The sequence below is a fragment of the Fundidesulfovibrio butyratiphilus genome (genome assembly GCF_054657235.1).
In genome coordinates this window covers 32918-55349 of sequence record NZ_BAAHXA010000001.1, presented here as the reverse complement: position 1 = coordinate 55349, position 22432 = coordinate 32918, and the positions used below count along the sequence as shown (strand labels likewise).

General features: G+C 62.9%; 14 protein-coding genes, 1 tRNA gene and 1 other RNA gene. 11 read left to right on the top strand and 5 right to left on the bottom strand.

What is annotated here, in order from left to right:
- The first annotated feature begins 42 nt into the window (after positions 1–42).
- Both xerD and ACYQ01_RS00250 read left to right on the top strand, forming a co-directional pair.
- Positions 43–975, top strand: a complete 933-nt coding sequence (xerD, locus tag ACYQ01_RS00255) for a site-specific tyrosine recombinase XerD (RefSeq protein WP_459931835.1) — start codon at positions 43–45, stop codon at positions 973–975.
- Positions 972–3662 carry a CBS domain-containing protein gene (locus ACYQ01_RS00250; RefSeq protein WP_459931834.1) on the top strand — a complete coding sequence of 897 codons (2691 nt, stop codon included), beginning with the start codon at positions 972–974 and terminating at the stop codon, positions 3660–3662. The genes xerD and ACYQ01_RS00250 overlap by 4 nt, the downstream gene beginning before the upstream one ends.
- 149 nt (positions 3663–3811) lie before the next feature.
- On the opposite strand, the gene ACYQ01_RS00245 is transcribed toward ACYQ01_RS00250, so the two are convergent.
- Positions 3812–5113, bottom strand: coding sequence for an MFS transporter (locus ACYQ01_RS00245; protein ID WP_459931833.1), 1302 nt, complete (start codon positions 5111–5113; stop codon positions 3812–3814).
- A gap of 162 nt (positions 5114–5275) precedes the next feature.
- Here ACYQ01_RS00245 and hisD point away from each other — a divergent pair, with 162 nt between their 5' ends.
- The 8 genes from hisD to ACYQ01_RS00205 all read left to right on the top strand — a co-directional run bounded on the left by hisD (position 5276) and on the right by ACYQ01_RS00205 (position 17740).
- Positions 5276–6580 (top strand): histidinol dehydrogenase, encoded by a 1305-nt coding sequence (gene hisD, locus ACYQ01_RS00240; protein ID WP_459931832.1) that lies wholly within the window; start codon positions 5276–5278, stop codon positions 6578–6580.
- 25 nt (positions 6581–6605) lie between these two features.
- Complete coding sequence (locus tag ACYQ01_RS00235) at positions 6606–7502, top strand: phosphoribosylaminoimidazolesuccinocarboxamide synthase (protein ID WP_459931831.1); 897 nt, start codon at positions 6606–6608, stop codon at positions 7500–7502.
- 121 nt (positions 7503–7623) lie between these two features.
- Positions 7624–9684 carry an acyl-CoA dehydrogenase family protein gene (locus tag ACYQ01_RS00230; RefSeq protein WP_459931830.1) on the top strand — a complete coding sequence of 687 codons (2061 nt, stop codon included), beginning with the start codon at positions 7624–7626 and terminating at the stop codon, positions 9682–9684.
- Between the two features lie 78 nt (positions 9685–9762).
- Positions 9763–11619: a 4Fe-4S ferredoxin gene (locus tag ACYQ01_RS00225; protein ID WP_459931829.1), complete on the top strand. Its 1857-nt coding sequence runs from the start codon at positions 9763–9765 to the stop codon at positions 11617–11619.
- 249 nt (positions 11620–11868) lie between these two features.
- The gene (locus tag ACYQ01_RS00220; protein ID WP_459931828.1) at positions 11869–12675 is read left to right on the top strand and encodes an electron transfer flavoprotein subunit beta/FixA family protein; all 807 of its coding nucleotides are present in this window, start codon (positions 11869–11871) and stop codon (positions 12673–12675) included.
- A gap of 220 nt (positions 12676–12895) precedes the next feature.
- Positions 12896–13921, top strand: coding sequence for an electron transfer flavoprotein subunit alpha/FixB family protein (locus ACYQ01_RS00215; protein WP_459931827.1), 1026 nt, complete (start codon positions 12896–12898; stop codon positions 13919–13921).
- A gap of 206 nt (positions 13922–14127) precedes the next feature.
- Positions 14128–15954 (top strand): cation:proton antiporter, encoded by a 1827-nt coding sequence (locus ACYQ01_RS00210; protein WP_459931826.1) that lies wholly within the window; start codon positions 14128–14130, stop codon positions 15952–15954.
- A gap of 178 nt (positions 15955–16132) precedes the next feature.
- Complete coding sequence (locus tag ACYQ01_RS00205) at positions 16133–17740, top strand: MBL fold metallo-hydrolase RNA specificity domain-containing protein (protein ID WP_459931825.1); 1608 nt, start codon at positions 16133–16135, stop codon at positions 17738–17740.
- Between the two features lie 251 nt (positions 17741–17991).
- Here ACYQ01_RS00205 and infA read toward each other — a convergent pair whose 3' ends face one another.
- Positions 17992–18210, bottom strand: coding sequence for a translation initiation factor IF-1 (gene infA / locus ACYQ01_RS00200; RefSeq protein ID WP_459931824.1), 219 nt, complete (start codon positions 18208–18210; stop codon positions 17992–17994).
- Between the two features lie 221 nt (positions 18211–18431).
- Between infA and ACYQ01_RS00195 the strand changes: the two genes are divergently transcribed.
- Positions 18432–19631, top strand: a complete 1200-nt coding sequence (locus ACYQ01_RS00195; RefSeq protein WP_459931823.1) for an aminopeptidase — start codon at positions 18432–18434, stop codon at positions 19629–19631.
- Positions 19632–19768: 137 nt separating this feature from the next.
- Here the strand turns inward: ACYQ01_RS00195 and ffs are convergent.
- The 3 genes from ffs to ACYQ01_RS00180 form a co-directional block, all read right to left on the bottom strand.
- Positions 19769–19864: signal recognition particle sRNA small type (ffs, locus tag ACYQ01_RS00190), an RNA gene on the bottom strand.
- 26 nt (positions 19865–19890) lie between these two features.
- Positions 19891–19984 (bottom strand) — tRNA-Ser (locus tag ACYQ01_RS00185).
- A gap of 223 nt (positions 19985–20207) precedes the next feature.
- Positions 20208–22052, bottom strand: a complete 1845-nt coding sequence (locus ACYQ01_RS00180) for a methyl-accepting chemotaxis protein (RefSeq protein ID WP_459931822.1) — start codon at positions 22050–22052, stop codon at positions 20208–20210.
- Positions 22053–22432 lie beyond the last annotated feature (380 nt).

Sequence of the window (22432 nt, the reverse complement as noted above, 5' to 3'; positions counted from 1 at the left end):
AAATGTAAAAACGAGCCCAGGTCATAAGAAGAGGCCCAAACGGTGTCAATCAAAACCAGAAAATCACCCGCTTACGCCCATCCCTGGATCGACGGCTACCTTGAACACCTGCTTGTGGTCAAAGGGCTTTCCGAAAACAGCCTGTCCGCCTATTCGCAGGATTTGGGGCATTTTCTGGTCTTTTTGTCGGAAAAAAAGGCCACTCTGGAAAAGGCTTCCGGACAGACCATTTTTCTCTACCTTATGCATCAGCGGCAAAAGGGTCTGACCAGCCGGTCGCTGGCCCGGCATCTTTCCTCGCTCCGGGGTTTTTTCGCCTACGCCGCCGCCGAGGGGCTCATCGAGTCCAGCCCGGCCGAACTCATCGAAACCCCCAAGCTGCCGAAACGCCTGCCCGGCGTGCTCACCCGCCAGGATATGGAGAACCTGCTTTCCGGGCCGAACATGCAAACCCCCCTGGGGTTTCGCGACAAGGCCATGCTCGAACTGCTCTACGCCGCCGGCCTGCGCGTGACCGAACTGGTCAGCCTCACCGCGCTCGACTTCGACGCCCAGACCGGAGTCCTCAAGGTGTTCGGCAAGGGGGCCAAGGAACGCCTCGTGCCCATCCACGACACGGCCCAGAACCTGCTCAGCCACTATTTGCGGCACGTGCGGCCCGGATTCAAGCCCAAGACCGACGTGCTCTTTCTCAACCGATCGGGCAAGGGACTCACCAGGCAAGGGGTGTGGAAGCTCATCAAGCGCTACGCTCTGGAGGCCGGCATCCGCAAGGAAATATCGCCCCACAGCCTGCGCCATTCCTTCGCCACCCACCTGCTCGAAGGCGGGGCCGACCTGCGCACCGTGCAGATTCTGCTCGGTCACGCAGACATCTCGGCCACGGAGATCTACACCCATGTGCAGGCCGAGCGCCTGACCCGCATTCACCGCAGTCACCATCCCCGCTCAGAGTCTTCCAGGAAGGAGTCATGAACCAACCCAAGGCGCCGGGCATCATCGCCCGGACCGTGATTACCGCCCACACCAACGCCGACTTCGACGCCCTGGCCGCCATGATCGCGGCCAGCAAGCTCTATCCCGCCGCGGTGCTCATTTTTCCCGGCAGCCAGGAAAAGAACCTGCGCAACTTTTTTATCCAAAGCGCCACGTATCTCTTCAACTTCAAGAACTTCAAGGACATCGACCAATCGTCCGTGGAGACCCTGGTGGTGGTGGACACCAGGCAACGCCTGCGTCTGCCCCACGTGGCCCCCCTGCTCGAACGCCAGGACCTCGTCATCCACCTCTACGACCACCACCCCGACTCCGACGACGACCTCAACGGCCAGGTGCGCGTGGTCAAGGACTACGGCTCCACCACGGCCATCCTGACCGAGTTCATCCGGGAACGCGGCCTCTCCCTGACCCCGGACGAGGCCACCTTCATGGGGCTGGGCATCTACGAGGACACGGGCTCCTTCACCTTCAACTCCACCACCGAGCACGACCTGGGAGCCGCGGCCTGGCTGCGCGCCCAGGGCATGGACGTCAACATCATCGCCGAACTTCTGGCCCGTGAGCTCTCCGCCGAACAGATCACCATCATGAGCGAGCTCATCGGCAGCGCCGAACGCTTCGACATCAACGGCGTGGAGGTGGTGGTGGCCCAGTGCGTCACCGACTCCTACGTCGGCGACTTCGCCCTGCTGGCCCACAAGCTCATGGACATGGAAAACATCAAGGTGCTCTTCTGTCTGGCCCTCATGAAGGACCGCGTGCACCTGGTGGCCCGCTCCCGCACCCCGGACGTGGACGTGGGACGCATCTGCTCCTCGCTCGGCGGCGGAGGCCACCCCTACGCGGCCTCGGCCTCCATGCGGGACAAGACCCTGGCCCAGGCCAAGGAGGACCTCTTCGCCCTGCTCTACTCCCAGGTGAACCCGCAAATTCTGGCGGCCACCATCATGAGCCGGCCGGCCGTGACCATAAACGCGGGCCACGCCCTCAAGGAAGCCTCCGAAATCATGACCCGCTTCGGCCTGAAGGCCCTGCCCGTGGTGGACCCGGCCGACAGGCGCTGCCTGGGCCTCCTGGAGCACGACATCGCGGAAAAGGCCGTCAAGCACGGCCTGGGCGAGGTGGACGTGACCGAATACATGATCCGCGACGCCCAAACCGTGAGCGAAGACACCGAACTCTACCACCTGATGGAAATCATCCTGGGGCAACGCCAGCGCATGGCGCCCGTGGTCCGGGACGGGCACGTGGAAGGCGTGGTCACCCGCACCGACCTCATCAACGTGCTGGTGCGGGAGCCCGCCCGCCTGGCGGACACCATGGCCGCCGAACGCAAAGGCGACCGCAACGTGAAGGGCCTTTTGCGCGAACGGATGCCGTCCAACCTTTTCGCGGTGGTGAAGGGAGCCGGAAGCCTGGCCAAATCCCTGGGGTACGAGCCCTACGTGGTGGGCGGCTTCGTGCGCGACCTGCTGCTTGGACGCCCGAACCTGGACATCGACCTGGTGGTGGAAGGCGACGGCATCGCCTTTGCCGAGGCCCTGGCCAAGGAGTACGGCGGCCGGGTGAAATCGCACCAGAAGTTCAAGACCGCCGTGGTCATCCTGCCCGACGGACAACGCATCGACGTGGCCACGGCCCGGCTCGAATACTACGAGTACCCGGCGGCCCTGCCCACGGTGGAACTCTCCTCCATCAAGATGGACCTCTACCGCCGCGATTTCACCATCAACTCCCTGGCCATCCACATCTCGCCCGACGACTTCGGCCGCCTGGTGGACTTCTTCGGCGCGCAAAAGGACATCAAGGCCAAGGCCATACGGGTGCTGCACTCGCTTTCGTTCGTGGAGGACCCCACGCGCATCCTGCGGGCCATCCGCTTCGAGCAACGCTTCAACTTTCGCATCGGGGTCCAGACCGAGCGGCTCATCAAGAGCGCCATCAATAGCCGGTTCGTGCACAAGCTCTCTGGATCGCGGATCTTTCACGAGATGCGCCACATCCTTGAAGACGACAATCCCGTGGCCTGCATCCAACGCATGCAGCAACTCAAGCTTCTGGCGGCCATCCATCCCAAACTGGCCCTGGATCCCCAAAAGGAAGCCGCGCTGGCGGAATCGGAACGGGTCATCGCCTGGTACGGCCTGCTCTACGTGGACCCAAAACCCATGGTCTGGCGCATCTACTTTCTGAGCCTGTGCGCGGGAATGGACGAGAAGGACGTGGCCGAAATCACCGAACGGCTGGGCTTTTCCAAACAGCACACCACGCAGTTCGCGGCGCTCCGCCACTCCATACGCGACACCGTGGGCAAAATCTTCGACTGGGAATACCGCCGGGCCAAGGTGAGCGAACTCTACTTCCTGTTGCGCGAACTGCCCTTGGACGGCCTGCTCTTTCTCATGGCCAGAAACCCCAGGGAGACCGTACGCAAGGCCATATCGATCTTCTTTACCACCCTGCGCGACCAGAAGCTCGACATCACCGGCGCGGACCTGCTGGCCATGGACATCCCTCCGGGACCCAACTACAGCCGCATTCTGCGCCAAGTCATGGCCGCCAAACTCGACGGCGAGGCCGTGAGCAAGACCGAACAACTCGACCTGGCCCGCTCCCTGGCCGGCCTGCCCCCCCTGCCGGCCGCCGGCTGCGCCGAGGCGTGAGGGAACAAGGCGCGCAGGGCCCCGGCCTATGGTAAGCCCGTCCTCGCGTGGCGTCCCTGAAAAACACACAGGTGTTTTTCAGGGACGAAAATAATAAATTCAACGTATTACCCACGAAATACGCATATACGTATTTCGTGGATGCGCCCCTAGTTTCCGTCCGTGCCTTCGGCGGAAACTCCGATGCGATACACCGGAATGGCGGCCAGGACCATGAGCCCGGCGATGAACACGAACGCCTGGGCGTAGCCGCCGGTGTGGGCCTTGACGAAGCCCATGACGTAGGGGCCGGCGAAGCCGCCCAGGTTGCCCAGGGAGTTGACGAGCGCAATGCCTGCCGCGGCGGCCGGTCCGGCGAGAACGGCGGTGGTCAGGCTCCAGAAGGGGCCGATGGCCCCCCAAATGCCCATGGCCGCGAGCGACGCGCCCAGAAGCACCCCGACCAACTCGTGCGAAACGGCCAGCACCACCATGCCCGCCAGGCACAGTCCCAACGATCCCAGCACATGCCAGCGCCGTTCGCCCAAGCGGTCGGAGCTGGCCCCGATCACCACCATGCCCACCATGGCGAAGAAATAGGCCACCATGACGTAGAGGCTGACGTGGAGGGCGGCGTTGACGCCCACGCCTTCGCCCAACACGCCGGCGATGATCTGGGGCAGCCACATGACCAGGCCGTACATGCCCACCACCACGCAGAAATAGATCCAGCCCGACATCCAGACCCCGGGGCTCAGCAGTCCGTCGCGCACGCGGCAGACGTGATGCTGGGCGACCAGACGGTTCTCGTCTTCCAGGGCCTGGACCAGGGCGGCCTTCTCCTCGGGCGTGAGCCACTCGGCCTCGCGCGGACCGGCCGGCAGGCGCAGAAACACCACCACGCCCAGCACCACGGCGGGCAGGCCTTCGAGCAGGAACAACCACTGCCAGCCCGACAGTCCAAACGCCTGGTGCAACTCCAGAATCCAACCCGAAAGCGGACTGCCGATCAGCCCCGCCGCCGGGGTGGCGGTCATGAAAAGCGCCACGGCCTTGGCCCGATGCGATTGCGGGAACCAGTAGGTCAGGTACAAGATGATGCCGGGAAAGAATCCGGCCTCGGCCACGCCCAGCACAAAGCGCAAGACCGTGAAACTGAGCGGCCCGGACGCCAACGCCAGGGCCATGGTGGCCAGCCCCCAACTGAACATGATGCGGGCGATCCAAATCCGGGGCCCCACCCGGTCCAAAATCAGGTTGCTTGGCACCTCGAAAAGCACGTAACCGAGAAAAAACACTCCGGCCCCGAAACCGTAAGCCGTCTGGGTCAGGCCCAGTTCCTGGTTCATGCCCAGCGCGGCGAAACTGACGTTGATACGGTCGAGATACGCAACAATGTAAAGCAGGACGAGAAAAGGCAGCAGACGAAGCTCCGCCTTTCGAACGGCCTTGGCGAGATGGTTGGCGGACACGGCTGCCTCCCTAAAAAGGGTTTTCGCAAGAGCGCGGGCCGGTCCCGCATGGCTGAAGTCCGCCTTCCATACCCGTGCAAAAGCCTCGCATCAAGGGCCGGGACTCGACAAAACCGAGACCATCATCTATCAACGCGCCAACGAAAAATTCCGGGAGCGCCCATGCCCGCCGTTTTATACCCCTGCGACACCCCTCAGGACTTTTCTCCCCTTCTGGCCAAACTGGCCGGACGCGAAAATCCCGACCAGGCCGTGGAAGCCCAAGTCCGGACCATACTGGACGATGTGGCCACGCGCGGCGACGACGCCCTGGTCGACTACACCAGACGCTTCGATTGCCCGGACTTCGCCGCCGACAGGCTTGCCGTGCCCCAGACCGAAATCGACCGGGCCAAGGAGTTGGTATCGGCCGAGGACCTGGCCATCATCGCCGAGGCGGCCCACAATATCCGCACCTTTCACGAGGATCAAAAACGCCAGTCCTGGTGGACCACCCGCCCGGGCGGCGTAATCCTGGGTCAGATGGTGCGCCCGGTGGACAGCGTCGGCCTGTACGTGCCCGGCGGTCGCGGCGGCGAAACCCCCCTGCTTTCCAGCCTGCTCATGAACGCCGTTCCGGCCCAGGTGGCCGGAGTGGACCGCATCGTGGCCGTGTCGCCCCCCAGGGCCGACGGAACGCTCAGCCCCTCCATCCTGGCGGCGGCCGGGCTTCTGGGCATCCGCGAGGTCTACAGGACGGGCAGCGCCTGGGCCATCGCCGCCCTGGCCTACGGGACCTCCTCCATCGCGCCCGTGGACGTTCTGGCCGGACCGGGCAACATCCATGTGGCCACGGCCAAGCGACTCCTGGTGGGCAAAGTGGGCATCGACATGATCGCCGGACCGTCGGAAATCGTGATCCTGGCCGACGCTTCGGCCCCGCCCGCCTGGCTGGCCGCGGACATGCTCTCCCAGGCCGAACACGACCCCCTGGCCGCCTCCATCCTGGTCACGGACAGCGCTGAATTGGCCAAAGCCGTGCTCGAAGAGCTCAAGCGTCAGTTGAATGTTTTGCCCAGGGCCGAAATCGCCCGCAAGTCCCTGGCGGACTACGGCGCGATCGTGGTGGTGCCGAGCCTGTCCCTGGGGATCGAAGCCGTGAACAAGCTGGCCCCCGAACACCTGGAGCTGGCCGTGACCGACCCCTTCGGCCTGGTGGGCGAAATTCGCCACGCCGGCGCCATCTTCCTGGGATCAAGCTGCCCCGAACCTGTGGGCGACTACTTCGCCGGACCCAACCACGTACTGCCCACCCTGGGCACGGCCCGGTTCTCGTCGGCCCTCTCTGTCGAGACCTTCATTAAGAAAACCAGCATTATCGCCACGCCGTCCGCCTACGTTCGCGAGCACGGGGCCAAGATCGCCCGGCTGGCCCGCCTGGAAGGCCTGGAAGCCCACGCCCGCAGTGTGGAAGTGCGCCAAAGCTAGTCATTCCCCAAGGAGGAATACCCCCATGCAAGTGGTCTCCACCACCAACCTGACCGAGTACCCGCTCGTCTCCCGGGGCAAGGTGCGCGACATCTACCAGGTGGCCGACGACGCCCTGCTCATCGTCACCACCGACCGCATCAGTGCCTTCGACGTCATCATGGGCGACCCGATTCCGTACAAGGGGGTCATCCTCAACAAGATCACCGTGTTCTGGATGAACAAGTTCGCCTCGCTGGTGAAGAATCATCTGTTGGCCGTGGACCCCGCGGACTTTCCCGCCCCGCTCAAGGCCCATGCCGACCTTCTGGAAGGCCGGGCCGTGCTCGTGCGCAAGGCAAAACCCCTTCCCATCGAATGCATCGTGCGCGGCTACATCACGGGCTCGGGCTGGAAAGACTACAAGGCCACGGGCATGGTCAGCGGACACAAATTGCCGGCCGCGCTGCGCGAATCCGACATGCTGGAAAATCCCCTCTTCACGCCTTCGACCAAGGCCGATTTGGGCCAGCACGACGAAAACATCACCACCGACCAGGCCCGCGACATGATCGGCCAGTCCCTGTTCGCGCAAGTGGAACGCACCGCCCTGGACCTCTACACCCAGGGCCGCGACTGGGCCGGCGCGCGCGGCATCCTGGTTGCGGACACCAAATTTGAATTCGGCCTGCTCGGCGACGAAATGATCCTCATCGACGAGGTGCTCACGCCCGACTCCTCGCGCTTCTGGCCCGCGTCCGACTACGCCCCGGGACGCGGACAACAAAGCTACGACAAACAATACCTGCGCGACTGGCTGGAAAGCGTGGGCTTCAACAAGAAGCCGCCCGCGCCCGCCCTGCCGGCCGAAGTGGTGGCCAATACCAAGGCCAAATATCTGGAGGCCTACGCAGCCCTGACCGGAGAAACCCTGTCCGTTTAAATCGTTGCGGGCCTTGATGAAGCCACGTGTCATTGACGGAAAATGAGCGATAGCTTATTCTGGCAGAATATAGTTCGTGCCGGAACAGCTTTCATAACACTTTAGAACGTTTAGGATACTCATGGAAACCTTACGCACGCTGCCGGGCGACGACGTTCGCCAGATCATGTGGCGTTACGCCGACCGCTACGACCTCCAGATGGCCATTCAATCCGCCCGCTCCCTGGCCAGGACGCTGGTGGCGCGATTGGTTGCCGAAGGCGCGAGGCACACCCACGAGTGGACCGACCACAAGGCCCAACTGCTCAAAGCCTTCGACGAGACCGGCCTGACCGCCCTGTTCATGGACATCCATCAGGGCGGATTCATCGACGGCCCCAAGAACCTTGCGCTCACGCTGGTGGCCTTCGAAATCGCCTGGGTCGACGCCGGCGCGGCCACCTGTTCCCTGGCCACCAACCTGGCCCTGGCCCCCATTCACGAACGCGGCACCACCGAACAGCGCGACCACTACATGAGCCGTTGCGTTCCGCCCCACGACGGTGAGGACAGGCAGCTTTTGCGCGGGGCCTTCGCCCTGACCGAACCCCTGCCCTACGTGGGCGTGGAGACCACCACCCTGCAGGGCAAGGTCAAAATCGCCGAATGGGTCGACGGACAGGAGCCCGTGCTGCAGGTCGACAAGCGCGGCCGGTTCATCACCGGCATGGACTTCGCCAATTTCGCCACCGTGGCCGTGGACACGGCCGATCCCCGCATCAAATCCAGCTGCATGATCATCATCGAAGAATCCGACCCGGGCCTGTTCGACCGGGGCGCGCCCACCATGAAGATGGTGCATCAGCTTTCCAGCACGCGCGACCCCGTCTTCAGCCTGCAGGTTCCGGCCAGCCGCATCATCGGCGGCTACACCGTGAAAGACGGCGTGATCGTGCCCAACTACACCCACACCGAAATCATCGCCGCCGTGTTCAGCCGCACCCGGGTGCCCGTGGCGCTCATGAGCACGGCCAAGCTGCTCTCCTCCATCGAGCCGGTGATCCGCTACCACCGCCAGCGTTTCCGCGGCGGCGAAGCCACCGAGCCCGGCACGCCCAAGTACGACCTGGGCATCCAGCAGAAGCCCGACTCGGTGCTGCGCCTGGCCGACATCTGGGCCATGGCCGAAGCCGGCGCCTCGCTTGGCATGGAGGCCGCCCGCATCTTCGACGCCCTGGACCCCTGCGAAAAGACCAAGGACAAGCTCTTCGCCGAACAGGGCGTCTCCGGGCTCAAGGCCCAGATGGTGGCCCTGCGCAAGGTGGAAAAACGGGCCATTGACTATCTTGCCCTCAAGTCCAAGCCCGAGGGAGAGCGCGACCAGGCCCAACTCGACGCCCTGGAAGCCGATCCCCTGGTGCAGTATGTGCTGTTCGAATCCCAGGCGGACGTGCTCTGTCCGGCCTGCAAGCTCTGGAACACCGGCCAGGGCGCGAACATGATGCGCGAAGTGCTGGCGCTCATGGGCGGCTACGGCATCACCGAAGACTGCCCCGGCTTTCTTTTCAACAAATGGACCGACGCCCAACTCGAAGCCACCTACGAAGGCCCCGAGGTGGTGCAGCGCCGCCAGCTTTCCATCGCCATGCCCAACGCGGTTTTCAAGACCTGGATGCGCATCTGGATCACCGATCTGGAAGCCCTGGCCAAGGACCGTCCGAACATGGGCGCGGCCACCACGGCCAAGACCCTGGACCTGTGGCTCTGGACGCTCGATTTCCTCTTGCGCGCCAAGGACCCGTCCGGGGCCAAACTCTACCACAATCGCCGCCAGAGCGTGACCTTCCCCATGGCCGACGCCCTGTGCTGGGGCCTGGCCTCGCGTCTGCAGATCGCCGACGTGGTGGAACTCATCGAAAAGGGACCGGAAAACCCCATCGTGGCCGAAGGCCTGGAAGGCACCGCGAACTTCTTCTCGGACCTGTGCATGGTCCAGGCGGCCAAGGCCGCCGGCGAAGTGGGCCGGCTCTGCGCCAGCATGGTCTACGGCTTCGGCCCCCAGGCCGAGGAAGACTTGGCCGCCTTCGAGGCCAAGCGGGCCGAACTCGACCGCTCGCTTTTCGGAGCCGCCCTGGCCAAGGACCGGGCCGGGCAAGGCCTGACCCAGGTCATGATCCCCGAAGCGCTTGACTATCCCCTGTAAATTCCGGCCCTCGGCCGATCCCTTCACACACCCGCGCCCGGGGCGGCCTGGCCGCCCCGGCGTTCTGGAGCTTCTTCCATGAGCGACGACCTGCGTCAAAGCATGGAAGCCGACATCGTCTGTGTCGGCTTCGGACCGGCCATGGGCGGCTTTCTCACCACCCTGGCCAAAGGACTCGTCGGCGAGGACGGTTCGCCGATCGCTGAAAGCCGGGTCATGCCCGGCATGCCCCCCCAGGTCATTTGCTACGAGCGGGCCGACGACATCGGTTTCGGCGTCTCGGGCGTGGTCACCAAGGGCCGGGCCATCACCGCCTCCCTGCCGGACTTCGACCCCGCCCAGTTCCCCATGGCCGCCAAGGTGAGCGGCGAGAAGGTGGCCTACCTGCTCGACCCCCACGGGGCCAGCCGCCGCCAGACGGCGTTGCGCCTGGCCGACAAGGCCGTGCGCGCCCTGGGCAAGCATCTGCCCGGCCATGGCGACCACGCCGTGGAATTGCCCTTTCTGCCCGACTTTCTCAAGAAAGAGCCCGGCTACGTCTTTTCCCTGGGCCAGTTCAACCAGTTCATCGGGTCCCAGATCATGGGCTCGGGCCTGGCTCAGATCTGGCCGGGAATGCCCGTGTCCCAGGCCCTGCTCGAAGGCGACAAGGTGGTGGGCGTGCGTCTGGCCGACCAGGGAGTGGACAAGACCGGCGCACCGGACGCGGGCTTCATGCCCGGCATGGACATCCTGGCCGACCTCACCGTGGTGGGCGACGGGCCGGTCGGCGCGGTGGGACGCGGACTGGACAAGGCCCTGGGCCTGCCCGACGGCAACGCCCAAAACGATTGGGCCCTGGGCATGAAGATGGTGGTGGACCTCCCGGAACACTGCACCCTGCCCGAAGGCTTTGTGCTGCACACCTTCGGCTATCCCGAACCGGACATTTTCGGCTTTCTCTACGTCCTGCCCGAACGCGTAGCTTCGCTGGGCATTTTCGTGCCCTCCTGGCTGGATATCCCGGTGCGCAGCGCCTACCGCTACCTGCAACACTGGATGACCCATCCCTACCTCTGGAAGCACATCCAGGGCGGACAGATGCGCTCCTGGGGCGCCAAATCGCTCCAGGAATCCGGCCGCCGCGGCGAACCCCGCCTGGCCGGCAACGGCTTCGCCCGCATCGGCGAGGGGTCCGGCTCCACCAACGTGCTCACCGGATCCGGCGTGGACGAAGCCTGGACCACGGGCGTGATGCTGGCCGAAGGCGTGCTCGAACTCTTGAAAACCGGCAAGCCCTTCACCAGGGCCAACCTGGAAGCGGCCTACGTGGTCCGGCGGCGCGATTCCTCCCTGGACGAGGAATCGAAGCTGGCCGAAAAGTCGCGCGACGGATTCGGCAAGGGTTTTCTCCAGGGCCTGATCGGCATGGCCCTGACCGGTTTTTCCAAGGGCCGGATCAACATGCCCGGCGACCACCGCGCGCCCTTCAACCGCGTGCCCTCGCTGGAGACGTTCCTGGCCGGCAAGGTGGACGCCGCCAAGCTCGAAGACATTCGCCGCACATGCACGGCCAACGGCCAGTCCCTGCACGACGCGCTCATGGATCTGGCCGGCTGGCCCGCCATCGCCTACGACGGACAACTGCTCGTCTCGCACCAGGACGCCCTGCTCCTGGGCGGCAAGGTGCAGGCCCCCGGCGGCTACGCCGATCACGTCACGTTCAGCGATCCGGGCACCTGCGCCCGCTGCAAGGAAAAAATCTGCGTGGAGATGTGCTCCGGGCAGGCCATCACCGTAAACCCGGAAGGCGGCGCGCCGCTGTTCGACCGGGAAAAGTGCGTGCACTGCGGGGCCTGTATCTGGAACTGCTCCAAACCCAACCCGACCGACCCCAGGCGCTCCAACGTGGAGTTCGCCGCCGGCGCAGGCGGGTTGCATTCGGCTGAGAATTGAAGATAAAGAACGCCTCCGTTCAGGCGCGCCAGGGGCGACCTGGATGGTTGCATTCGGTTGAGCACTGAAGATAAGAAATGCCTCCGGCGGCCAAAGGGGGTCACCCCCTTTGGAATCCCCAGGGGGCCTTCGGCGGGTTGCTTCGTCAGTTCAGCCTGATCCCCCTCGGGTAGTATCCGGATTGCGGGGGTCCGGGGCGAGCTTCGCCTCCGGCGGCATCTTTTTTTTCGACCTTCCTAGGAGAATCGTATGAGCACAGGGTATCACATTGTCGTCTGCGGGGGGATCGTGCCGGATCCGCTCCAGACCTTGGAGCCGGTCAAGGGTCCGACCGGATGGGGTCTCAAGAACGAGCTGATGTTGCCGGCCATACTCGATCCCTGGGCGGGACACGCCCTGTTCGAGGCGGCCAACCTGGCCAAAAACGTCCCGGGCAGCAAGGTGTGGCTGGTGAGCATGAGCCCCAAAGCCAAATTGCAGCAGGTCATGATGACCATGGCCCAAAAAGTGCCTTTCGAGCTGGTGGCCCTGGACGGCCCGTCTAGCGGATTTGTTGAGGCCTCGCAGGCTGGCCAGGCCCTTGCGGAAGCCATCGCGGGCATCGCCGGACTGGACACGTCCCGCCTGCTGCTCTTCGGCGGTTGGCAGTCGGCCTCGCGCGGGGCCGGGGCCACGTTGCAGATCGTGGGCGAACGCCTGGGCGTTACCGAACAGTTTCAGGGCGTGGACAAACTCGAAGTCCTGGACGGCGGCCTCTTGCGGGTGCTCGAACGCGTGGAGGGCGGCAGCTACCAGGAATCCGAACTCGCCGGGCCTCCGGCCGTATTCGGCTGGGCCACGGGCGAACTCCCCGAACCGCCCAACAACCCCCAGGTGGGCATGCAGAACATGCGTTTGGTCATGCCGGCCTTGCAAAAAGCCAAGCCGGTCAAGCTGGAGAGCGCCGCCGGGCTGTCCACGGTGGAGTTGCCCAAGCAGAAGCGTGAAACCCGCGTTGTGAAGGACACTCCGGTGGACGAGATCGCCAAGGAGATTGTGGCCTGGCTCAAGGCTTAGCCGCCCGTTGAAAAAGTCGATTCTTACAGCCTGTTCAAAAAACGTGCTGGCAAGGCGCGAGAAAAAGTCAAGCTCGAAGTGGAGTTGGCATCCGTTGAGGGGTTGAGTTTTTCGCAGCAACGCAGCCAGCAAGGATTTTTCAACAGGCTGCTAGCCGCACCGGCAACCAAGAGAAAGACCGCACGCGTCCCCCGCCGGGCGGACGCCGGAGGCATAGACGATGGAAACCATACTTTTCGCGGCCCAGACCGAAGCGGACCAGTCCCTTTCCAAGGCCAGCCTGGAAGCCCTGAGCGCGGCCAAATCCCTGGCCGAGGCGTTGGGAGCCAAGTTCGTGGTGGGCCTGGTCGGACAGGACTGCCAGTCGGCGGCCAACGCCCTGGCCGGATGCGGGGCCGAAGCCTTTTACGCGGTAAGCGGCTCCGATTTCGCCCAAGGCCGCTACGCCACGGACTCCGCCGCCCTGGAAGCCCTGGCCAAGGCCGCCGGCGCAACCTTGGTTGTGGGCGCGGCCACATCCCGCATGAGCCGTGTGCTGCCTGGCGTTGCCGAACGCCTGGGCGGCCGGTCCGACACCACGGTCACGGCGCTCGAAGCCAAGGGCGGCGCGGTGAGCGTCACCCGGTGGTTCTACCGCCAGCGCATGTTCGCGGAACTGAGCCGTTCCGAGCGCCCCTGGTTCGTAAGCGTGGCCCCCGGGTGCTTCTCCCCCTGGTCCGGGTCGTCCGGCACGGCCTCGGTCACGGCCGTGACCGCCCCCCTGCCCCAGGCCGGCGTGCGCACCACGGTGCGCCAGATTCTGTCCCCTTCGGGCCAGCAGCAGACCATCCGTCCCGAGGCGGAGCTGCTCTTCGTGGCCGGCGCGGGCTGGACCAAGAAACAGTCCGACGGCGCGCCCCATGTGGACCATGCCGAAGAAATCATCCTGGGCTTCCTGGACAAGGCCAAGGCTTCGCTGGGAACGTCGAAATCCCTGGTGGACTTGAGCGGCGAAGGCCAGCAGGTCATGTCCTTTCTGTCGCACATGCACCAAGTGGGACAGACCGGCTCCACGCCTCGCCACCCCAAGGGATTGGCCACCTGTTGCCACGGCGAAGAACCCCACGTGGTGGGTTGGCGCTTCATCGGCGAACGTCGGGCCGTCAACCTGGACCCGGCCTGCGGCTGGGCCCAGGGAAAAGCCGACGTGCTCTACGTGGCCGACGCCTTCGAGGTGATGCGCAAGGTCATCGCCCTGTTGGACTGACGCTCGCCCCCTCCTCCCTCAAGAGAGCCGAGGCCTCTTCGCGTGCGCGAAGAGGCCTTTTCCGTTGGCGGACCGCTTCGCCACCGAATCGCCCCGACTCCCGGAACGCCACGCCCGCCGGCGCGCCCCGGCTCGCCGACAAGACGAACCCGGCCCGCGCGTGATAGACAAGGCGCGCAACAACGCGTGTGACAAGGTGAATCACCATGCAGGAACATATCATGCTTTCCCTGACGGGCATCCTGCTCATGGGAATGGCCTGCCAATGGCTGGCCTGGCGGGTCAAACTTCCGGCCATCCTGTTTCTGTTGCCCTGCGGCATCCTGGCCGGACCGGTTCTGGGGTGGCTGCATCCGGCCGAACTCTTCGGCGACCTGCTGTTTCCCTTTATCTCCCTGGCCGTGGCGGTCATCCTGTTCGAAGGCAGCCTGACCTTGCAATTTTCCAAAATCAAAGGACTGGGCAGGGTCATACGCAACCTGATCAGCCTCGGGGTAGGTATCACCTGGGCCATCACCACGGTGGCCACGCGGTTCTTCCTCGGTTTTCCCTGGGAATTGGCCCTGCTGTTCGGAGCCATCATGGTCGTCACCGGCCCCACGGTCATCATGCCCATGCTGCGCACCATCCGGCCCAAGGAGAATATCGCCAACGTCTTGAAGTGGGAAGGCATCCTTATCGATCCCCTGGGGGCCTGCCTGGCGGTCATGGCCTTCGAACTCATCCTGGCCAAGGGACAGGGAGGACATCTCGCTTCCGGCTTGATCGTCTTCTGCAAATTCCTCCTGGTGGGGTTCGGCCTGGGCAGCCTGGCGGGCTACGGGTTCGGCGCCCTGCTCAAACGCTACCTGTTCCCGCAGTTTCTCTTCAATATCGCCACGCTGGCCACGGTGTGCGGGGTCTTCACCCTCTCCAACATGCTGGAGCCCGAATCCGGTCTGCTCACGGTCACGGTCATGGGCATCTGGCTGGGCAACTCGGACATCGTGGAGCTCGACGACATCCTGGCCTTCAAGGAAAGCCTGAGCCTGTTGTTCATCTCCTGCCTGTTCATCGTGCTCCCGGCCCGCATGAAACCCGGCGCTTTCCTGGACCTGGGCTGGGGCGCCCTCGGGGTTTTCGCGGCCATTCAATTCCTTTCCCGACCCATCTCGGCCCAATTGTGCGCCCTTGGGTCGAAGCTGACTTCCGGCGAACGCCACTTGCTGGCCTGGATCGCCCCCCGGGGCATCGTCTCGGCCGCCATGGCCGCCCTGTTCGCCTTCAAGCTCGAAGCCTTGGGATATGCCCAGGCCTCGCAAATGGTTCCCTTGGCTTTTCTCGTCATCGTGGGCACCATCCTCCTGCAAAGCGCCACGGCCGGACCGCTGGCCAGAAAACTCGGAGCGGCCGAGCCGGAACCCACGGGCGCCCTGATCATCGGAGCCCAGCCCCTGAGCCAGGCCCTGGCCCTGGAGCTGCAAAAAAACGGCTTCCCCACTCTGCTGGCCGACCAGGATTGGACGGCCATACGAGAAGCCGTCATGAAAGGCCTGCCCACCTACTGGGGCAATCCCGTTTCGGAACACGCGGACCGCAACCTCAACCTGTCGGGATTCAAGTATCTTCTGGCTGTCTCGCCCATCCGGGAACTCAACCAGTTGGCCACGCACTACTATCGCCCCCAATTCCATCCGGAAAACGTCTTCACCATCCGCACGCGCAACCAGAGCCCGGTCGAGGAAAAAAACAGATCGAAATACGCTGGACGCTACCTGTTCGGCGGCGTTTTCACGTACGAAGACGTGCTGAGAAAACTGCGGGAGGGCGCTTCCCTGAAGACGACGCTGCTCACCGAGGGTTTTTCCTACGAGGAGTATCTGCTCCAGGCCGGGGAAAGCAGGCTGCCCGTTTTCATCATCGATCCGGGAGGACGCCTGCGGATCGCCTCGCAGGGCGCGAAAACCACGCCCAAGGCCGGATGGAAAGTGCTGGCCCTGGTGCGTGGGGACACGGGCGACGACCTTGACAAGAAGTCGGACCCGAAACGCTAGAACGCGTTTCGGACACGGGCGCAACCCGTGCCGCTTCCCGGGGAGTTCCTCCGTTTTCCAAGCCGTGCTCTCGCGAGGCGGGGTTTTCTTTTTGCCTTTTCCTTCCAGTCGGTTTGGTATATAATTGTTGATTATACCATGAAATACCGGCCAGACCGCGCCGGACAGTGAGGCAGGCATGAAGATCAAGTTCCTTGGGGCGGCCAAGACGGTCACGGGTTCGTGTTACATGTTGCAAACCGCCGGGGCGCGCTTCGCCGTGGACTGCGGCATGCATCAGGGCAACCGCGAAATTGAAGCCCGAAACCTGGATTACACCGTCTACCAGCCCGCGGACATCAACTTCGTGCTGGTCACCCACGCCCACATCGACCACTCCGGTCTCTTGCCGCGCATGTGCCGACACGGCTTCAACGGCAAAGTCTACTGCACGCCGCCCACCAAGGACCTGCTCGAAATCATGCTCCAGGACAGCGCCCACATCCAGGAGATGGAAGCCGAATGGGCCAACCGCAAGAACGCCCGGCGCGCCGGCAAGCTGGCCGCCCCGCTCTACACCCAGGCCGACGCCCAGGCGGTCAACAACCTCATGACCCCGGTGGAGTACAACAAGCCCTTCGAGCCCACTCCCGGCGTGAAGGTGACCTACCACGACGCCGGCCACATTCTGGGCTCGGCCTTCATCGAAGTGGAGCTCACCGAGAACGGCAAGCCGCTCAAGCTGGTGTTCTCAGGCGACCTGGGACGCCCCGACCAGCTCATCATCAACGATCCCACCTTTGTCGAAACGGCTGACTACCTGTTTCTCGAATCCACCTACGGCGACCGCAACCACAAGAGCCAGGACACCAGCCGCCAGGAACTGGCCGAAGCCATCAGCTACAGCTACGCCCACGGCGAAAAGGTCATCATTCCGGCCTTTGCGGTGGAACGCACCCAGGAAGTGATCTTTACCCTGCACATGCTGGCCAAGGAAGGCAAACTGCCCCGCGACATGCCCGTCTACGTGGACAGTCCCCTGGCCATTCGGGCCACGGAAATCTTCCGCCGACACCCCGAATACATGGATCTGGAAGTCCACACCGACCTCAAGAACGGCGAAGATCCCTTCAGCCTGCCCAACCTGAAGTTCACCCTCACGGCCGACGAATCGCGCACCATCAACGTCATGACCGGACCGGCCGTGGTCATTTCGGCCAGCGGCATGTGCAACGCCGGTCGCATCAAGCACCATTTGCGTCACAACCTCTGGCGCAAGGGGGCGTCGGTGGTGTTCGTGGGCTACCAGGGCCTGGGCACTCCGGGCCGCAAGATCGTGGACGGCGAAAAGACCATACGCATCCTGGGGGAAGACGTGGCCGTGGCCGCCAAGATCTTCACCATCGGCGGGTTTTCGGCCCACGCCGGCCAAAGCCAGATTCTCGACTGGCTGGGACACTTCAAGCCGGGCACCATGGAAGTGTTCCTCGTGCACGGCGAGGCCAAGGCCATCGACACCCTGGCCGGGCTCATCCGCCAGCGTTTCGGATTTTCCGTGCACGTGCCCCAATATCTGGAAGAATGCACCCTCAAGCCGGGCCTCACTCCCTCCATCGTGCAGGACGCCATCAAGGGATCGCCCCACATCGACTGGGAGTTCCTGTTGGGCGACACCGAGAGCAAGTTTAACCTGCTCAAGCAACGCCTGACCAAGGTTTCCGACCATTCCTGGGAGACCCAGACCGAGTTGCGCGACCGGGTGCTCGATATCAACAAGGATCTCATGGACCTCATTTCGCGAATGTAGCGTCGCGTCCTTGACGGCACGAGACATTTCCCCCCGGTGTCCACGCCAGGGGGGATCCTCGCGCGTTGTGGACGTCACAAGCGGAAAGTCGAGAACCACCGGGGGCGGGGACGCCCGCCCCTGGGACTGAAAAGGACCGCGCGGGCACACCGCGGACAGGGGTGTCCCCAACCGGCGCGAAGTGAAGTGGAAAGAAGCGCGTGTCTTGCGCGCGCAAGGCGGATGCGCGCGCAGGCGGGCGAAAAGCCGGATTACTTCATGCGGTAGGTGATGCGGCCGCGAGTGAGATCATAGGGGGAAAGTTCGACCTTCACCTTGTCGCCGGGAAGAATGCGGATGTAAAATTTTCTCATCTTGCCGGAAATGTGAGCCAATACTTCGTGTCCGTTCTCCAACTCCACGCGAAACATGGCGTTGGGCAGGGCTTCCTGCACGGTGCCGTCAACCTCGATGGCGTCTTCTTTGGGCATGAGCCTCGTTCCTCCTGATTTTGTCGAGCTAGAGTGGATAGCCTAGATTTTCCAGTCTTTCAAGGGGGCCTGTCGGCCCAGCCTCCCCCGCCCGGTCCTTTTTCCGGCCGATCCGCGCCATACAGGCCGCGCGGGCGGCGCGCGCCCTTTACACCTGGACGGGATTTGGGCATGTCCAGGAATCCGGCCGCGCCGGATCAACCTCAACGTGGAGACTTGCCGTGTTAACCGCCAGACAGTTGGACAAATACGCAGACGTACTGCTGTGGGGGCTGCAGACCGCCAGGCCCACCCCCTACGCTTCCGGCGACACCGTGATCGTGCAATTCGATCTGGCCGGCCTCAAGCTGGCCGAAATCCTTTTCCGCAAACTCATTGAATGCGGCGTGAACGTGGTCAATCGGCTCAACCTCACCTCGCGCATGGAGCTCGACTTCTACACCCACGCCGCCGAGAGCCAGCTTTCCTTTGTGGCCCCGGGCACCCGGGAGCTCAACAGCACGCTCAACGGCGCCATCTATATCATCGCCCCGGACTCGCTGACCCACCTGGCCGGAGTGGACCCCAAACGCATCACCCAAACCGCCCTGGCCCGAAAACCCTTCCGCGACCTGCTGGTCAAGCGCGAGGAGACCGGACAATTCGGCTGGACCCTGTGCGTGTTTCCCACCGCCGAATACGCCCGTTGCGCCGGGCTAACCAAGAAGGCCTTCACCGACCAGATCGTCAAGGCCTGCTTTCTCGGATCGACCAACCCCGTCAAACAGTGGGAGCGCATTCACGCCGAGGCGGGCGAAATAAAAAAATGGCTGAACTCCCTGAATGCCGTGGCCTACCATGTGGAATCGGCCAATGTGGATCTCCTCGTCACTCCGGGCGAACAGCGCCGTTTCGTGGGCATTTCGGGCCACAACATTCCCAGCTTTGAACTCTTCATCTCACCGGACTGGCGCGGCACCACGGGCCGCTATTTCGCCGACCAGCCCTCCTACCGCAACGGCAACCTGGTGCGCGGCGTGCGCCTGGAATTCGAGGCCGGGGAGGTCACGGGCGTCCAGGCCGAAGAAGGCGAGGAATTCGTGCGCAAGCAAGTGGCCATGGACCAGGGGGCCAAGCGCCTGGGCGAGTTCTCCCTGACCGACCGTCGCTTCTCGAAGATCGACACCTTTATGGCCAACACCCTCTTCGATGAAAACTTCGGCGGCGAGCACGGCAATTGCCACGTGGCGCTGGGCAGCTCCTACTCCGACACCTATGACGGCGATCCGGCCGCCCTGACCGAAGAACGCAAGACGGAACTGGGCTTCAACGACTCGGCCCTGCATTGGGACCTGGTGAACACCGAGTCCAAGCGGGTCACGGCCACCCTGGCGGGAGGCGGTAAAAAAGTGATCTACGAAAACGGACAGTTCGCCGTCTAGCCGACGCCTTTCCCTCTGTGATTCTTACCGGCCGAAACGACGCCCTGGCGTTGTTTCGGCCGTTTGCATTGCCTTTCATGGTGGGAGGACGGCGCAACGGCGCAAAAGACAAAAGGCGCGGTTCTTTCGAACCGCGCCTTTGAAGGAAGCCAGGCACCCGAAAACGACTGTTACCGTTGCTTCCTTTCGGACCTGGCGGGGTTGGCAGCGTTTCCGCCGCCTGGCTTCCTTGAGGCGCTGGGCAGCGCCTGGAAATTTATGGCGGAGAGGGAGGGATTCGAACCCTCGGTAACGGTTTTGCCGCTACACACGATTTCCAATCGTGCTCCTTCGGCCAGCTCGGACACCTCTCCGCAAGAGCCGTTTTTACTATTCCCACTCGTCAGGAATGGCAAGGAAAAAATTCGCCTTTTCCCCGAACAAAACACTGCGCGCAAAACCGATACCATGTGGCGCCACCGCTCCATCCATCGCGGTCACAACGGGGACCTCCCGCAAGAGGTCCCCGCCATGGTCGTATCGCAGGGGCTTGCGCCATCCCAGGCCATGTGCGCCTGCCTGGGGGGAACGTTGATGCTACGACCTCCTCCCGGGCAAGGCCCTTGGTCCCGCTCCTATGGCCTTTGCCGAGCCACCGATCTGTTGTCCTTCGGACTGCATTTCCCGAATGAGGTTGCGCAAGATCGTCGACTGGTCGGCCAACTCCACCACGGCCTGGGCGGACTGGCGCATGGCGCTGGAAGTCTCCATGCTGATGCGGTTCACCTCGTCAATGGACCGGCTGATTTCCTCGCTCGCCGCGGACTGCTCCTCGCTCGCGGTGGCTATGGAGCGCACCTGGTCGGTCACCGTCTCGACAAGGTTGACGATTTCCGTAAGCGCCTTCCCGGACTCGCTGGCCAGGGCCGTGGCTTCGTCAATGGTCTTGGCCGTGGTCTCCATGCTCACGATGTTGTCTTGCGTCCCCTGCTGGATGCCCTGGATGGCGTCGCCCACTTCCTTGGTGGCGGCCATGGTCTTTTCGGCCAGCTTGCGCACCTCGTCGGCCACCACGGCAAAGCCGCGTCCGGCCTCCCCGGCCCGGGCCGCCTCGATGGCGGCGTTCAAGGCCAGCAGGTTGGTCTGGTCCGCGATGTCGGAAATCACCGTCATCACCTGGCCAATGTCCTTGGCTCTTTCGCCCAGGGCGGACATGCCCTCCTTCATGGACAAGGCCTGGCGTTGCACCTCGCCGATCCCCTTGACTGCCTGGCCGACCACGCTCGCGCCACTTTCGGCCCGCCCCCTGGCCGTGTTCGCCGTTTCGGCCGCCTGGGAGGCGTTGCGGGCCACCTCGAGCACGGTGGCGTTCATTTCTTCCATAGCGGTGGCCGTCTCGCCGATGCGCTGGGCCTGTTCCTCCGCGCCCTTGCTGGACTGTTCGACCTGGGCGGACAACTCCTCGGAGGCGGAGGTGACGACTTCCACCACACCTTCGATCTTGTTGGCGGCAAGGATCATGCCCTCGGACTTGGCCCGTTCCGCCTCTTCCTTGGCCGCATGGGCTTCTTCGGTCGCAAGGCGCGCCTTTTCGGATTCCACCTCGGCAAGACGCGTTTTTTCGGTCGCTTCCAGGATCATGCTTTGCAAGTTCTTCACCATGGCCCGCAAGCTGTCGGACACCTGCCCCAACTCGTCTTTCTGGTTGACATCAAGGATTTCCTCGAGCCGCCCGGATGCGACTTCATCAGAAAAACGCACCACCTTGCGCAAGGGGACGACAATAGACCTGGTCAAAATCAACCCGAGGATCAAAGCCAGAACCGGGGCCAAACCGGCGACCACGGCGATGATAATGCTGTTCGTATTCACCATGGACTCTGCCGCGAGCTTCTCGCGCTCAGACTCATTCTTGTTCAGCTCGATGATCGTTCCAAGCTGCGCAAACATCTTCCGATTGACTTCCACCCCGGAAAGAACATGGGAAAGCACAGCCTTGTACTTTTCCATATTCCCCATATCGCGCTCCCACTCGCTGAGGAGATCGAAGGCTTTGCTGTTCACTTCGAGAGATTGCTGGTTAAGGTGCTTCAGCTCGTCCCACTGCTTTTTCCGTTCGGAGTCTTTTGGAATTCTATCATACTGCTCCATGGCGGCACGATACAATTTCCTTGCTTTTTCAATGTTCGCATGCTGCAACTCGCGCTCCGATTGCGGAATTCCTGGAATCAGCAAGGTGCGCTGCGCAACAATAACGTTACGAAAGTTGTAACGAAGGTTTGCGAGCGCTTCGATTCCAACAAGATAGACATTGGTGATCTTCGTCAGTGACTGATTCGTCTGGCTCAGTCCTTTATACCCGACAAGGCCGACGAGGCCAGACAATAACGCAACGACTACAAATGAAACCAGTAACTTAACACCGATCCGAACATCCTTCATGAAATACTTCCTTGATAGACAAGATGCAGTTAATTCCAACGACTTTGCGCAGTTACTAAAAATTTCCACTGGCCGCGTATTTATGGAAAGAACACTTAGTCCACATGCATATATGCGGTCGTAATACATATGGCAAGACACCGCACAATGCCTCTTTTTTCTGAAAATCACCAGAATAATTCTGACTTTGACGACTTACCCGCTTTTTTTTTCATATATTATATATCATACGACACAAAATTATTTAACCTCTGGACACGCAAGGATTGGCACTACGGATCATACAGTGGAAATAAATTATTCCCAGCGCGAATAATTTGAAAAGCTATAAAACAACATTTTCCTAACTTTTTCTTTGCTCCTGGTTTGCCCACCACCTA

Bases quoted from the DNA above. Each gene is read 5' to 3' on its own strand.
- ACYQ01_RS00250 (WP_459931834.1), top strand. From the start codon at position 972: ATGAACCAACCCAAGGCGCCGGGCATCATCGCCCGGACCGTGATTACC.
- hisD (WP_459931832.1), top strand. From the start codon at position 5,276: ATGCCCGCCGTTTTATACCCCTGCGACACCCCTCAGGACTTTTCTCCC.
- ACYQ01_RS00235 (WP_459931831.1), top strand. From the start codon at position 6,606: ATGCAAGTGGTCTCCACCACCAACCTGACCGAGTACCCGCTCGTCTCC.
- ACYQ01_RS00230 (WP_459931830.1), top strand. From the start codon at position 7,624: ATGGAAACCTTACGCACGCTGCCGGGCGACGACGTTCGCCAGATCATG.
- ACYQ01_RS00225 (WP_459931829.1), top strand. From the start codon at position 9,763: ATGAGCGACGACCTGCGTCAAAGCATGGAAGCCGACATCGTCTGTGTC.
- ACYQ01_RS00220 (WP_459931828.1), top strand. From the start codon at position 11,869: ATGAGCACAGGGTATCACATTGTCGTCTGCGGGGGGATCGTGCCGGAT.
- ACYQ01_RS00215 (WP_459931827.1), top strand. From the start codon at position 12,896: ATGGAAACCATACTTTTCGCGGCCCAGACCGAAGCGGACCAGTCCCTT.
- ACYQ01_RS00210 (WP_459931826.1), top strand. From the start codon at position 14,128: ATGCAGGAACATATCATGCTTTCCCTGACGGGCATCCTGCTCATGGGA.
- ACYQ01_RS00205 (WP_459931825.1), top strand. From the start codon at position 16,133: ATGAAGATCAAGTTCCTTGGGGCGGCCAAGACGGTCACGGGTTCGTGT.
- infA (WP_459931824.1), bottom strand. From the start codon at position 18,210: ATGCCCAAAGAAGACGCCATCGAGGTTGACGGCACCGTGCAGGAAGCC.
- ACYQ01_RS00180 (WP_459931822.1), bottom strand. From the start codon at position 22,052: ATGAAGGATGTTCGGATCGGTGTTAAGTTACTGGTTTCATTTGTAGTC.